The sequence below is a fragment of the Guyparkeria sp. TX1 genome (genome assembly GCF_046523965.1).
Classification (GTDB): domain Bacteria; phylum Pseudomonadota; class Gammaproteobacteria; order Halothiobacillales; family Halothiobacillaceae; genus Guyparkeria.
Window position 1 is genome coordinate 897,557 of sequence record NZ_CP144142.1, and the last position, 14,294, is coordinate 911,850.

The window sequence follows — 14,294 nt, forward strand, 5'->3', positions numbered from 1 at the left end:
TACAATGTGGCGATGTTTCAAGATCCGATTCTCGACCCCCTCAACGCCGCCCAGCGCGAGGCGGTGACCAGCCCGTCATTGGCCACCCTGGTGCTGGCCGGTGCCGGTTCGGGCAAGACGCGCGTGCTTACCCACCGCATGGCGTGGCTGGTCTCCGAGCAGGGCATCTCGCCGTATTCGCTGCTGGCGGTGACCTTCACCAACAAGGCCGCCGGCGAGATGCGCGGGCGGTTGGGCGCGCTGCTCGACGGGCAGGAGCTGGGCCCGCGCGGCGTCGACGGCATGTGGGTGGGCACCTTCCATGGCCTGTCGCACCGCCTGCTGCGTCAGCACGCCCGCGAGGCGGGCCTGCCCGAGGGCTTCCAGATCATCGATTCGGACGACCAGCTGCGACTGGTCAAGCGCCTGATCCGCGAGGCGGAGCTCGACGAGAATCGCTTCCCGCCGCGGCTGGTCGCCTCGATGATCAACGGCTTCAAGGAAGAGGGTCTGCGCGCCCGCCACGTGGTGCCGGGTGACGACCCCATCCGCGACCAGGTGATCGTGATCTACAAGGCCTACGAACGCGTCTGCGAACGCAGTGGCCTGGTCGATTTCACCGAGCTTCTGCTGCGTGCCACCGAGCTGCTGCGCGGCAACGATGCGCTGCGCGCGCACTACCAGCGGCGCTTTCGCCAGGTGCTGATCGACGAGTTCCAGGACACCAACGCCCTGCAGTACGCCTGGGCGCGGCTGCTGGTGGGCGAGGACAACGGCATCTTCGCCGTGGGTGACGACGACCAGTCCATCTACGGCTGGCGGGGCGCGAAGGTCGAGCACATCCAGCACTTCTCGCGCGACTTTCCCAACACGCACCTGATTCGCCTCGAGCAGAACTACCGCTCGACGCGCACCATCCTCGAGGCGGCCAACAGCGTCATCGCGAGAAACGCCGGAAGGCTGGGCAAGAACCTCTGGACCGAGGGTGACCACGGCGCGCCGATCCGCTTCTACCGCGCCTTCAACGACCAGGACGAGGCCAACTTCGTGGTCGAGCAGATCGCCACCGCGGTGCGCGAGGGCCACGACCGCGCCGACTGCGCGGTGCTGTATCGCTCGAATGCCCAGTCGCGCCTGCTCGAGGAGGCGTTGATCCGCGAGGGCATGCCGTATCGCATATACGGCGGGCTGCGCTTTTTCGAACGTGCCGAGATCCGCGATGCGCTCGCCTACTTGAAGCTGGTTGCCAATCGCCACGATGACACCTCCTTCGACCGGATCGTCAACCGGCCCACCCGCGGCATCGGCGACAAGACACTCAACGAAATCCGCCAGGCGGCGCGCGAGCAGGGCGCCTCGCTGTGGGACGCCGCGCTGATCCTGCTGGCGGAGAACCAGCTTTCTCCCCGTGCGGCCGGCGCCCTGCGCCAGTTCATGACGCTGATCGAGGCGATCGACCAGCAGACACTCAGCGACGAGCTGGGCGAGCGCATCGAGAAGACCATCGACAAGAGCGGCCTGCGCGCGCTGTTCGAGAAGGACCGTGACCGCGAGCGCGGCGAGGCGAAGATCGAGAACCTCGACGAGCTGGTCAACGCCGGGCGTGGCTTTGTCATGGATCGCGACACGGCTGAAGAGATGGGCGAGCTCGAGGCCTTCCTTGCCCACGCGAGCCTCGAGGCCGGCGAGGCGCAGGGTGCGGCGTGGGAGGACTGCGTGCAGATGATGACCCTGCACGCAGCCAAGGGACTCGAGTTCCCGCAGGTGTTCCTGGTCGGCGTCGAGGAAGGGCTGTTTCCGCACCAGATGTCCATTGACGAGCCGGGGCGCCTCGAGGAGGAGCGCCGGCTCTGCTACGTCGGCATCACCCGCGCCGAGCAGCAGTTGACCATCACCTGCGCCGAGTCGCGTCGCCTGCACGGCAAGCAGATATTCCCCATGCCGTCGCGCTTTCTCGGCGAGCTGCCGCCGGACCTGGTCGAGGAGGTTCGGCCGCGCGCGGCCCGCGCGGCGCAGGCCTTCGGTGCCCGACGACCTGAGGGCGAGCCAGGTCCACGCACCCACAAGCAGAACGAGACCGGCTTCGAGATCGGCCAGAACGTGCGTCACGCGAAATTCGGCGAGGGCACCATCCTCGATTGCGAGGGCACCGGCGCCTCGGCGCGGGTACAGGTCAACTTCGGCCAGCACGGCGCGAAGTGGCTGATCCTGTCGTATGCGAACCTGCAACCGGCCTAGGAAGCTAGAAGCGGGGAGCTCGAAACGTCTATTCTTCCAGCTTCAGGTCTCGAGCTTCCGGCTCATGCCCCCGTTTTCCGCACACACCGAACAATTTGAAACCTTCAAGGAGTCCTGCCATGAAACGGCGCGAGTTTCTCACCTGGGCCGGTGCCGCCGGCATTGCCGCCACTGCCCTGACCGGCTGCAACAGCGAGACCGGCGAACAGGCCGGTGCGGTTACCGCCAACGGCCCGACGCCGGCCGACCCGATCCGCTGGAAGATGGTCACCACCTGGCCGAAGAACTTCCCCGGCCTGGGCACCGGTGCGAACAACATCGCCAAGTACATCACCGATATGTCGGGAGGCCGGCTGGTGGTCGACGTCTACGGGGCCGGCGAGATCGTCCCGGCGTTGGAGGTGTTCGACGCGGTCAAGGCGGGCACCGCCCAGATGGGTCACGGCGCGGCCTACTACTGGCAGGGAAAGATGCCGGCGGCGGCCTTTTTCGCGGCCTTCCCGTTCGGTCTGACGGCCGACGAGATGAACGGTTGGCTTTACCACGGCGAGGGCATCGAGCTGTGGGAAGAGCTCTACGCCCCGCACGGCATCATCCCGCGTCCGGGCGGCAACACCGGTCCGCAGATGGGCGGCTGGTTTAGAAAGCCGATCGACTCGGTCGAGGACTTCAAGGGGCTGAAGATGCGCCTGCCGGGTATCGGTGGCGAGGTGCTGCGCCGGCTGGACGTGTCGGTCGTCAACACCCCGGGCGGCGAGCTGTTCCAGGCGCTCAACGACGGCACCATCGATGCCGCCGAATGGGTCGGGCCGTTCAACGATCTCGCCTTCGGCTTCCACCGAGCGGCCAAGTACTACTACGCCCCGGGCTGGCAGGAGCCGTCGGCGACCATGGAAGCCCTGATCAACCAGGAGGCCTTCGAGGCATTGCCCGCGGACCTGCAGGCGATCGTCGAGGGCGCGATCAAGAGCGCGGCGCTGGACATGCTGTCCGAGTTCACCGCGCGCAACAACCGGGCGCTCAAGACGCTCACCCAGGAGCACGGCGTCGAGCTGCGCTACTTCAGTGACGAGATCATGGAGGCGCTGTTCGAGAAGTCTAACGAGGTGCTCGCCGAGATCACCGAGGGTGACGAGTTCGCCAAGCGCGTGTACAAGTCGCTGACCGACTATCGCAGTGACGTGGCCGGCTGGACCGAGGGTTCGGAGTACACCTTCCTCACCTCGCGCCAGCGCTTCCTCGACTGAGTCAGTCGCTGGCCGAGCGGATGGTCCAGACCCGTTCGGCCAGCGTAGCTGCGAGCGGGCGCTCGTGGCGACCGATGGTGACCACCACGTCGGCCGAACCCGGCTGGCTGGCGCGACGACGCACGAACTGGCCGGGCAGGATCCCCAGCTGGGTCAGGCGACGCAGGTCGGCGGCGTTCTCGGCGGCCAGCCGGACAACCGTCGCGCCTTCGTCGATGGCGAGATCCCCCAGGGCCACCATCTGGCGACGTTCGACCGGCGCCTCGTCGGGGCGCGGGATCGGCGCGCCGTGCGGGTCGAACTCCGGCTGGCCGAGGTGGTCCCACAACCGATCGATCAGGCGGCTGGAAAAGGCATGCTCGAGGATTTCCGCCTCGGCATCGACCTCGGCCAGCGGCAGCTTGAGATCCTGGGCGAGAAAGGTCTCGATCACCCGGTGGCGGCGGATCATGTCGACGGCGATGGTCCAGCCGGCATCGGTGAGCGCCGCGCCCTGGTAGCGGGCGTAGTGGATCAGCCCATCGGCGTGCAGACGCTTGAGCATGGCGGTGACCGAGGCGCGGGCGATGCCCAGCCGGTCGGCAATCGCCGAGGTGGATACCGCCGGCTCCGGCGACTGCTCGGCCAGCTTGAAGATTGCTTTCAGGTAGTCCTCGTACGCGGTGCTCGCCATGGTTACGCCTCAGTTCGGAGGCCTTACGTTAGCATGGTCGTATCGAGCCGTCCTTGCGGAGACTGGCCCGGCTTTCTACCATCCGCAGCCCCCGATACATGACTCATATTGACCCACGCTTCACTCACGCGAGGCCCGTTGTGCAGATATTTACCCGTTGGCTTTCCCGTGTCGCGACCCTGTCGCTGGCCGTCGTTTTCCTGGTCCCCGGCGTCCAGGCGCAGGACGAGGTGCTGCAATATGGCGGCGGTGACCGGGACGTCGAACCCCTCCGAGTGGTGGTTGATACGTCGTTCACCGCCGAGCTGGTCGATAACATCGCCGGTTCGTTCGTCGAGGTCGAGGCGGTGGTCGACGGCGAAGAATCGCCGCTGGCGTACTCGCTCGACGAGGACGATCGGGAGCGGATCGAGTCGGCCGATCTCGTCGTCTACCAGGGCCTGGGGTTGATGCCGGAATTCATCCAGGCGGCCGAGGCCCGCGAGAAGACCGACCGGGTCGTGCTCACCGATCGCATTCCCGACTTCCGCCTGATCGAGACCGAGGATGGCGTCAACCCGCACACCTACCATGACCCCTCGCTGCTGCAGTACTCGGTGGATCACCTGACGATCCGGTTGAAGGAGCGTCTCGAGACGGTGGCCGGCGAGATCGAGGGCAACCGCCTGCGGATCAATATCGAGCTCCAGTCCCTGATGCGGGAGACGGAGGGGCTGATGGAAGACGTGCCGCGTTCCGAACGGGTACTGGTCACCGACAACGACGTGTTCGCCTATTTTGCCAAGGCGTATCACTTCGAACTGCTGGACGTTACCGACGAGGATCAGAGCGAGAAGGCCATCGAGTTGATCGAGCGCAACGAGACGCCGAACGTCTTCACGGTTGCCGGGGCCGGCGAGGAGGCGATCGAGGAATGGCTCGAGGCCAAGCGCGGTTCGGCGATTCCCGAGTCCGTCGGAATGGCGCCGGAATTGACCGGCCTGTGGCTGGGCGATAGCAACCTGCCCACCGGCACCTATATCGGCCTGTTCCGTGAGAATGTCAGCGAGATTATCCTGGGGCTCAAGCCGCTGCCGGAGGCGGGGAGCGAGGCGCCGGCCGAGTAGGTTGGGGCCGGTCGGCGGTCGACAACCTGTCGGTACCGAGGGGCGATCAGCCGCTGGCGCGATGATCCTGCGCCAATTCCCGGTAGAAGCGGGCCGATTCGGCTAGGTGCTCGCGTTCCTCGTCGGTCAGCGGCCGGACCTTGCGTGCCGGGGCGCCGACGTAGAGGTGGCCGCTTTCCAGCACCTTGCCGGGCGAGACCACGCTGCCCGCGGCGATAATCACCTCGTCCTCGACCACCACGTCATCCATCACGATCGCGCCCATGCCGACCAGCACCCGGTTGCCGACGGTGCAGGCGTGCAGGATGGCGCGATGACCCACGGTCACTTCCTCGCCGATGCGGCAGGGCATGCCCTGTGGATGAGCGGCCGACGGCTGGTTGACGTGCACGATGACGCCGTCCTGCAGGTTGGTCAGGCGACCGGCCCGGATCTGCTGGACGTCGCCGCGCAGCACCGCGTTCGGCCAGATGGAGACGCCTTCTTCCAGCACCACGTCACCGATCACCACGGCGGTCGGATCGACCCAGCAGTCCTCGGCCACGGTCGGGAGCTTTGCCTGGAAATTGCGGATCATGCGGAAACCTCGGGTTCGATCGGGCGATGGCTTGCTGGTGTTCTGGCGCGCATTCTAGCGCAGGCAGAGCGGGAAACCCGAAGTGGGCATCGCCGGGTCTGATATCGTTTCTGCCCACGACTGACGATATTCAGCAGAACCTCCACAGCCGCCACAGGTAATACCGTGTCCGTGATCGCCGAGAAAACCCGCGCCTATCTTGCCCTGACCCGGCTGGATCGACCGGTGGGTATCTTCCTGCTGCTCTGGCCCACCTACTGGGCCCTGTGGGTTGCCGGGGAGGGTCGCCCGGACCTGTTCATCTTCCTGATCTTCACCCTGGGCGTGATCGCCATGCGTTCGGCGGGCTGCGCGATCAACGACTTTGCCGACCGGCACGTCGACGGCCACGTGACGCGCACCAAGGGACGGCCGCTGGCAACCGGGCGGATCACTGCACGCGAGGCGCTGGGCGTGTTCGCCGTGCTGGTGGGCATCTCCTTCCTGCTGGTCCTGCAGCTCAATACCACCACCATTGCCCTGTCGGTGGTGGCGGTGATCCTCGCGGCGACCTATCCCTTCGGCAAGCGCTTTCACCATTTGCCGCAGGTGCACCTGGGACTGGCCTTCGGCTGGGCGATCCCGATGGCCTTCGCTGCCCACCACGGCGAGGTGGCGCCGGTTGCCTGGCTACTCCTGCTGGCGAACATCGGCTGGACGCTCGCCTACGACACCCTATATGCCATGGCCGACCGGCCGGACGACCTAAAGATCGGGGTCAAGTCCTCGGCGATCCTGTTCGGCCGGTTCGACCTGGTGGCCGTGGCCTTGGCCTACTTGTGGACGCTGGCCTGGCTTGTGGCCGTGGGCGCGATGGTCGATCTCGCCGCCGGCTATTTCGTCGGCCTGGCCGTCGCCGCGGTGTCGGCCGTCTGGATCCTGCGCACCGCCCGGTCGCGCCAGCTGGACGACTGCGTGCTCGCCTTCCGGCGCAACAACGTCTTCGGTGCGATCGTCATGCTGGCGCTAATCGCGGGATTCCTCTGATTCAAGCAACACCGGTACGGCCCGGTTACACTCCGATAGCTGGCTATCTAAACACCCGTTGGCGCGTCACGGGCCAGCCGGCGTTCCCATTCAGGCGAAACGGAGTGTTCCCATGATCAAGCGCACGATCCAATCCTTCATGGCCGCCGTGGTGCTGGCCATCGCGATGCCCCTGTCGGCCCATGCCGCCGAGCCCATCGATGACATGGCGGCCCTGGCCGGGGTGGAGGAGGCCAAGGGCGTCTTCCAGATCGACTTCACTGAGGCCGAGAAAACCGCGTTCTACCTGGAAATAATCCGCGGCACGCACGCCAATTTCGTTCGCCAGGGCCTGGAGCCGGACCTGGTGATCGTATTCATCGGCCCGACGGTCCAGTTCCTGACCACCGAAGCGGACGAGGATGTCGCCGACCCGGCGACCCTGATGCGCATCGAGTCCGAGGTCGCGCGCCTGGCCGAGCTCGGCGTGCGTCTGGAAGTGTGCGCGGTGGCCACCGAGGTGTTCGGGGTCGACAACGACACGCTGTTCGAGGGGCTGGATCTGACCGGCGACGGTTTCGTGTCGATGATCGGCTGGCAGGCGCAGGGTTACCACCCCGTCACGATGTTCTGAACGGAGACGCACACCCCAATAAAAGGCCCCGCCCGCAGAGGCGGGGCCTTTTCGTTTCATCGGGCGTGTCTAACTGCGCTTGAGACCTGAATCTCGTGCGCCCCATCCCCGGTGGTTCCCTTGCCCCTCGGGTGAGGCCGGCACATCGGTGGCCTGGGCGGGCGAAGAGGCGGGTATGTTTCAGAAGGAAGCCATTGATGCATCGTAAAGCGACCCGGGCGGTTTCATGCGTTCACCGGCATGCGTTACAGTCGACTCAACATCGGGATGTTTTCCCGGCACGAGGAGTTGCCGATGTTGTACCTACCGCGAACCGCCCGCGCCGAGCCGGGCGAGCTGGAGCCGACCTTCAAGGCCGAGATCGCTGCCTTGTCCCCGGACGACCTGCCTTTGCAGCAGGGCATGGCTCACGGCAACGTCGCCAAGGGTGATGCCCTCTCGGCGATGGTGATCAGCACCGAGATCACTCCCGGACAGGTGCGCATTCACGCGGGCCTGTTCTTCGCCAGCGTGGTTGCCGGCTGCGCCTGCACCAACGACCCCACCCCGATGAATGACGAGCCGGAGTATTGCGAGGTGGAATTCGCAATCGACCGTCCCGGCGGGGCGGCGCAGGTGCGGCTGCTGGAATCCGATGGATGAGCACATCGTCAACGTCCTGCGGTGATGCCGTCGCGCCGTCATCGACGGACGTCCCTTCACGTCAAGCCGCGTGGCCTGCGCATCGGATCGGCTTGCTGCTGTTGGCGATCTGGGTGCTGATCCTCTCGGTTCTGGCCTGGTCGAGCCTGCAGGCCATCGAGCGCTACGAACGTCATGCCAATGAACAGGTCGAGCAGCGCACGCGGCTCGTGGCACTGATGCAGTCCACCCTGATCGAGAGCGAGCTCGATGCCATCGATCGGGACCTGCGGGTGATTGGCGAACGCCTCGTCCAGCGACTGGGCGAGCCCGTCTCGCAGCAGGCCCGGACGATCGAATCCTCCCTCGATGCCAACGCCCTGGTGCGTGACCTGTGGTGGCTGGACAAGGCGGGTGAGCCGCTGGCCACACGCCGCGGGAACGATGTCATGATCGATCCGGTCCAGGCATCTTTTTTTCGCGCCCACCTCCAAGCGCCCAGTCGGCAAGCCGGTGACGAGGTGTTTCTCTCGCAGCCGATCGGCGTCGGCGACACCCGCCTGATGGCGATAAGTCGCGCACTTCGTGACGAGGCCGGGGCCTTCCACGGCGTGCTGGTGGCGTATGTCGATCTCGCCGCGCTCGCCGCCCTGCTCGATCGGGTGACCGCCGGCGAGCGCCTCGTGTCGCTGGTCGCCCATCGGCAGGGGCAGTTGCTGCTCAACCTGGCAGAACACGGCCTGTCGGCGGAGTCGCTGGCCCACTGGCTGCAGGCGGGCGATGCCTTGCCGTCTCAAGCAGGGCGGTTTGCCGGACAACCGGACGGCCATGATTATCAGTATTCCCTCGCCCGGCCCGAAGGCTGGCCGCTGAACGTGGTCGCCGCCGAGGACCTCACGGTGCTGGAGACCCGGCTGGCCGACAACGCCAGCGATCATTACTGGCGCCTGCTGATCTGGGCGGTAGTCTCGGGCCTGTTGCTGCTGCTTGTCGGCTGGCTGTTCGCCCGTCGCGCCACGGCACTGAGTCAGGTCGCCGAGAGCGAGCGGCGGCTGGCCGAGAGCCATCGCCGAAATGCCGCGATCATTGAGGCGATGCCCGACCTGCTGTTCACCATGGATGCCGAGGGACTCATCCTCGATTTCGAGCCGGGTGATGGCATTCCCTTGCTGGTCGAGCCCGAGGTGTTTCTGGGGCAGACGGTCAGGGAGGTCATGCCTCCAGCGCTGGCCGATCTGACCCAGTCGGTGATCGATCGCACCTTGTCGAGCGGCAAGGTACAGACCTACCAGTATCACCTTGATTTTGACGGCATCCGCCATTACTACGAGGGCCGCTGCTCGCCACTGTCGGAGAACAGCGTGCTGATACTGATCATCGACATCACGGCACGCAAGCAGGCGGAGAATGCGCTCGAGTGGGCGGCCACCCACGATGCCCTGACCCAGTTGCCCAACCGTCGGTTGTTCCTCGACCGGCTGGCGTTGGCGTCCAGCGAGTTTCACCGGTACGGCGGGATCGGATTCTGCCTGCTGTATCTCGATCTCAACGGCTTCAAGGCGGTCAACGACACCCTCGGTCACGCCGCCGGCGATCAACTCCTGCGGCAGGTGGCCGAGCGTTTGGGGCAACAGGTGCGCGGTGCCGACAGCGTGGCGCGCCTGTCCGGTGACGAATTCGTGGTGATGATCAGTCACGCCAGCCGGCCCGAGGCGCGCGTGGTGGTCGACAAGCTGCGCGAAGAGATCGGGCGGCCTTACGCGTTGGACGAGGGCGAGGCCCGGATCAGCGTATCGATCGGTATGGCCTGCTGCCCCGAGGACGGCCGCGCGGCGGAGGCCCTGATGCGCGCGGCCGATGCCGATATGTACCGGCAGAAACCCGTCAGGTAGTCGGTTCGCTGACTGATGGGCATCCACCGGATGGCCGCGACATGCGTCTGACCTAGGCGCGGGTCAGCGTGAGGCGAGGTAACGCTGGACGAACTCGTCGGCCGGTAGCGGGTGGCTCTCGAGGTAGCCCTGGTAGATGTCGCAGTGGTACTGGCGCAGAAAGTCGAGCTGGCCCTCGCGCTCGACGCCTTCGGCCAGCACCTTGAGCCCAAGCGTGTGGCCCAGATCGATGATCACCCGCGCGATCTGGCCGCGATCACTGGGCTCCTCGATCAGGTCGATGAAGCGCTTGTCGATCTTGAGCACATCGATGGCGAACTCGCGCAGCTGGCCCAGCGAGGAATAGCCGGTGCCGAAGTCATCGAGTGCGACGTGCACACCCATGGCCCGCAGCCGGTCGAGCAGATCGCGGGCCTCGGACTCGCGGCGCACGATCGCGCTTTCGGTGAGCTCCAGCTCCAGTCGGTCGGCCGGGAAGCCGGTCTCGTCGAGCACCCGTTGGACCAGCCGATCGACTTCGCCGTGGCGCAGTTGATGGGGGGAGAGGTTGACCGCCAGTCGGCCAAAATTGCACCCGACGTCAAGCCAGGCCTTGCCCTGACGGCAGGCCTCCCGCAGCACCCATTCGCCCAGCGGCCAGATCAGGCCCGTGGTCTCGGCCACCGGAATGAATCGATCGGGCGAGATCAGCCCCTCGGTCGGGTGCTGCCAGCGCACCAGCACTTCGGCGCCGTGCAGGCCGTTGTCGTCCAGCCGTTTTTGCGGCTGGAACACCAGCCGTAGCTCGTCGTTGTCAATCGCCTGGCGCAATTGCAGTTCGAGCGCGACTCGATCACGGGCGGCCTCGGTCATCTCGTCGGAGAAGAAGCGGAACGTGCCGCGACCCTCGTCCTTGGCCCGGTAGAGGGCCGTGTCGGCCTGTTGCAGCAGCCCCAGCGGAGAGGAGGCATTTTCCGGGTGCAGCGAGATGCCCACGGAGGCAAGCACCCGCACCTGCTGGCCCTTGGCCAGTTCCCAGGGCTCGCCCAGTGCATTGATGACCTGGTCGGCCAGTTCGCCCACGTCGGTGGCATTCTCGATACCGGTCAGGGCCATGGCGAATTCGTCACCACCCAGCCGGGCGATGGTGTCGGCCTGGCCGAAGCGGTCGCGCAGGCGCTCGCTGACCTTGATCAGCAACTGGTCTCCAACGGCATGACCGAGGGAATCGTTGACGTCCTTGAAGCGATCGAGGTCGATCATCAGCACGGCGACACTGCGGCCCTCACGCCGGGCCACGTCGATCAGCTGTTCGAGGCGCGCCATCATCAGCAGGCGGTTGGGCAGACCGGTGAGCGGGTCGTGATGGGCGAGGAAGTCGAGCTTGGACTCGTTTTCCTTTTGCCGGCTGATATCGACGAACAGACCCACGTAGTGGCTGATGTTGCCGTCACGATCGGTGACCGTGCTGATACTGAGGATTTCCGGGAAGGTCTCGCCGTTGCGCCGACGGTTCCAGACTTCGCCTTGCCAATGGCCATCCTGCTCCAGTGCCTGCCACATGCGGTCGTAGAAGCTCCGGTCGTGCTGGCCCGAGGCGAGCAGGTCGGGTGTCTTGCCGATCACTTCGTCGGCGCTGTAGCCCGTCAGGTCGGTAAAGGCGGGGTTGACCTCCAGGATCACCTGGTTGTGATCGGTGATGAGCACCCCTTCGCGGGTGTTCTCGATCACCTTGGCCATCAGGCGTTCGTGCTGCTCGATCTCGTGGCGGTCGTGAATGTCGGTGACCACGCCGTCGAGCCATAGCGGCGTGCCCTGCGCGTCACGCCGCACGAGGGTGACTTCCTCGACCCAACGATACTCGCCATCGGCCATGCGCAGGCGGTACTCCTGGTGGTATTGCGTCTCGCCGCTGGCGACCTGTTCGGTAAAGCCCTCGGCGACCATGGCCAGGTCGTCGGGGTGGATGATGTCGGCGAACGGGAACCGCTGGTCTTGCCATTGCTCGGCCGAGTATCCCCAGCGATCGATATTGCTTGAAACGAATGTCGTCGGCCAACCGTCCTCCGGCAGCCAGCGGAACAGCACCGCCGGACTGGCCTGAACGGCCTCGCGGGCGCGCTCGAGGTCCTCGAGGCGCTCGAAGTAATCCAGCGCGAACGAGATGTCGGTGGCCAGTTCCTCCACCGTGCGGCAGATGGCGTCGTCGAAGAAGTCACTGACCGCGGCGTACAGGGCCATCGCGCCGATGATCTCGCCGCCCCGGTGGATCGGGAACGACACCACGGCATCGACGCCGGCTTCGACGGCCTGCTGGTGCCAGACCCCGGTCGACAAGGCGGTCTGGAAGTGATTTACCACGATCAGTTCGTCGTCGCGGATCGCCCGGCCCACCGGACCCTGACCGGCCGGCTCGTGCGGGTGGATGCTGACCTCGAGCTGGTCGATGTAGCCGGTCTGGTCGCCGAATTGTGCCACCGGGTCGACCGAGCCGGTTTCCGGGTCGATCAGCCCGATCCAGGCAAAGGCCAGGTGCCCGTGCTCGACGGCCACGCGGCAGGCCGTCTCGAACAGTTCGTCGGCCGTACGGCAGCGGGTGATCGCCTGGTTGGTCTGCGAGAGCAGGTCGTAGAGGTCCTTCTGGTGTTCCAGGGCGTGGTAGGCCTCGCGCTCGCGGGTGACATCCTCGGCGATCGAGACCAGCCGTTCGGCCCGGCCATCCTCCGAGCGCGTCAGGCGGGTGTCGAAACGCAGGTGGGCGGTCGTGCCGTCCGGGCGCTTTAGGCTGAATTCCTGGGCGCAGTGATCGACCTGACCGTCGATGAGGTCCTGCATGGCGCGCTGTTCGTCACCGTGCAGGGCATCGCCCAGCAATTCGTCCCACTTCTTGCCCACCAGAGATTCGCCCGGGCGCCCCAGCATCTCGGCCAGCCGTGGGTTGGCATCGGTAATGCGACGGTTGGCCGGGGAGCTGATCGCCATGCCGAAGAACGGCATGTCGTAGAACACGCGCAACAGTCGGTCCTGCTCCGCGCTGCGCGCCGTCCAGCGCAGGGTGTCGCTCTCGCGCGTGCGGTGCCACAGCAGGGCGAGGATCACGGCCATGATCGCCAGCAGGAAGAAGGCGACTACCGCGAGTAGCCACAGCGTCTGGTGCAGTGGCTGCAGTACGTTGGAGCGTGTCTGGGTGGCCACGACCGCCCATTCTCGTCCCGGGATCGGGTGAACGGCACCGACCACGGGTTCTCCGTCGACATTGCTGCCGTCGATCGCGCGGGGCGGGGCATCGGCGGTGAAATCCCTTGGCCGCAGGCCGCTTTGCTCCCAGGGCAGGTTGGGCCAGGGGTCGTCGGCGGACCGCCGGGCGGTATCGTCGAGCAGCAGCACGGTCTCGTCCTGGGCGCGTGCCAGGTGCGTGGTCGTGGCGTTATGTGCCATCCCGACGGGAATGGCTGGCACATCGGCGCGCAGCAGCACCTGCGCGATCGTTTCGTCGCCGCCGATCGGCACCAGCCAGTCGATATGGGCGTGTCGGTCGGTATGCAGGTTGGGTGAGAGTTCGACGATCCGGCCGTCATTGGTGAGATCCACGGCCTGGACCAGTTTGTCCGGCCAGCGAGTCACGCCGCGGTTGATCAGCGGGGTGGTGCCGCTCGCATCGAGCAGGGCGGCACCCTCGTAGTCGTAGGCGGCGCGCAGGGCCTCGAAGCGGCCAATGACCTGTTGGCGGGCCATCTCGGTTTCGGGGCCATCGGTCGGTGACTCGGCCAGCAGGCGGATTGCCTCTTGCAATGTCCCCGATGATTGTAGAACCAGTGCATCACTGGCGCGTTCCTCGAGCCAGGCATCGATGAAATCCGCGCGCAGCGCGGCGATATCGGCCAGCCGGGATTGGGCCGATTCGATCGCCACGGGCGCGCGGTAGAGATAGGTGCCCGCTGTCACGATGGCGACAATCAGCAGGTTGGCGACAAAGACGATCAGTGGCCCGCTGCGACTGCGTCGCGGGATCTGCGTGACCGTGTCACTCGTTGGGGACGCAGGTCGAGCCGGCATCAGCCAGCGCAGCAGCAAGTAGAGAATCAGGCCGGTGACGGCGACGAAGGCCAGTCCCTTGAGCAATCCCACCCGCGCAAGCTGCTCGGCTGGCACGAACAGCCCCAGCAGCCAGTCGGAGGCCAGGATCCACAGGCCGGCATAGACGACGTAGGAGATCGCCAGCGCCAAGGGCGAGAACCACCGGCGGCGTCGAGGGGTGTCGGACTGATGATCTCGCGACGTCATGTCGTCGGGGATGTCCCTGGCGTGGTTCGCGGTGGGTGGTCGTTGCAATCAACGCGGCG

General features: G+C 66.0%; 10 protein-coding genes. 7 read left to right on the forward strand and 3 right to left on the reverse strand.

Annotated features, from left to right (window positions below; translation table 11 throughout):
* Positions 1-12 precede the first annotated feature (12 nt).
* Positions 13-2,217, forward strand: coding sequence for a DNA helicase II (uvrD, locus tag VWP12_RS04250; protein ID WP_410474750.1), 2,205 nt, complete (start codon positions 13-15; stop codon positions 2,215-2,217).
* Positions 2,218-2,336: 119 nt separating this feature from the next.
* Positions 2,337-3,464 carry a TRAP transporter substrate-binding protein gene (locus VWP12_RS04255; RefSeq protein ID WP_410474751.1) on the forward strand — a complete coding sequence of 376 codons (1,128 nt, stop codon included), beginning with the start codon at positions 2,337-2,339 and terminating at the stop codon, positions 3,462-3,464.
* A 1-nt stretch (position 3,465) separates the two neighbouring features.
* On the opposite strand, the gene VWP12_RS04260 is transcribed toward VWP12_RS04255, so the two are convergent.
* Entirely contained in the window at positions 3,466-4,137 is a 672-nt protein-coding gene (locus VWP12_RS04260) for a metal-dependent transcriptional regulator (RefSeq protein ID WP_125199441.1), read from the reverse strand.
* A 140-nt stretch (positions 4,138-4,277) separates the two neighbouring features.
* On the opposite strand from VWP12_RS04260, the gene VWP12_RS04265 reads away from it, so the two are divergent.
* Positions 4,278-5,243, forward strand: coding sequence for a metal ABC transporter solute-binding protein, Zn/Mn family (locus VWP12_RS04265; protein WP_410474752.1), 966 nt, complete (start codon positions 4,278-4,280; stop codon positions 5,241-5,243).
* Between the two features lie 46 nt (positions 5,244-5,289).
* On the opposite strand, the gene VWP12_RS04270 is transcribed toward VWP12_RS04265, so the two are convergent.
* Positions 5,290-5,820, reverse strand: a complete 531-nt coding sequence (locus tag VWP12_RS04270) for a gamma carbonic anhydrase family protein (RefSeq protein ID WP_125199439.1) — start codon at positions 5,818-5,820, stop codon at positions 5,290-5,292.
* Positions 5,821-5,985: 165 nt separating this feature from the next.
* Between VWP12_RS04270 and ubiA the strand changes: the two genes are divergently transcribed.
* From ubiA to VWP12_RS04290, 4 genes are all read left to right on the forward strand, one after another.
* On the forward strand, positions 5,986-6,846 hold the full coding sequence (gene ubiA, locus VWP12_RS04275) for a 4-hydroxybenzoate octaprenyltransferase (RefSeq protein ID WP_410474753.1): 861 nt from the start codon (positions 5,986-5,988) through the stop codon (positions 6,844-6,846).
* A 112-nt stretch (positions 6,847-6,958) separates the two neighbouring features.
* On the forward strand, positions 6,959-7,459 hold the full coding sequence (locus VWP12_RS04280) for a DsrE family protein (RefSeq protein ID WP_410474754.1): 501 nt from the start codon (positions 6,959-6,961) through the stop codon (positions 7,457-7,459).
* A gap of 240 nt (positions 7,460-7,699) precedes the next feature.
* Entirely contained in the window at positions 7,700-8,101 is a 402-nt protein-coding gene (locus VWP12_RS04285) for a hypothetical protein (protein ID WP_410474755.1), read from the forward strand.
* The gene (locus VWP12_RS04290) at positions 8,098-9,972 is read left to right on the forward strand and encodes a diguanylate cyclase domain-containing protein (RefSeq protein ID WP_410474756.1); all 1,875 of its coding nucleotides are present in this window, start codon (positions 8,098-8,100) and stop codon (positions 9,970-9,972) included. Before VWP12_RS04285 ends, VWP12_RS04290 begins: the two co-directional genes overlap by 4 nt.
* Before the next feature lie 63 nt (positions 9,973-10,035).
* Here the strand turns inward: VWP12_RS04290 and VWP12_RS04295 are convergent, their stop codons facing one another.
* The gene (locus VWP12_RS04295) at positions 10,036-14,235 is read right to left on the reverse strand and encodes an EAL domain-containing protein (RefSeq protein ID WP_410474757.1); all 4,200 of its coding nucleotides are present in this window, start codon (positions 14,233-14,235) and stop codon (positions 10,036-10,038) included.
* Positions 14,236-14,294: the final 59 nt, after the last annotated feature.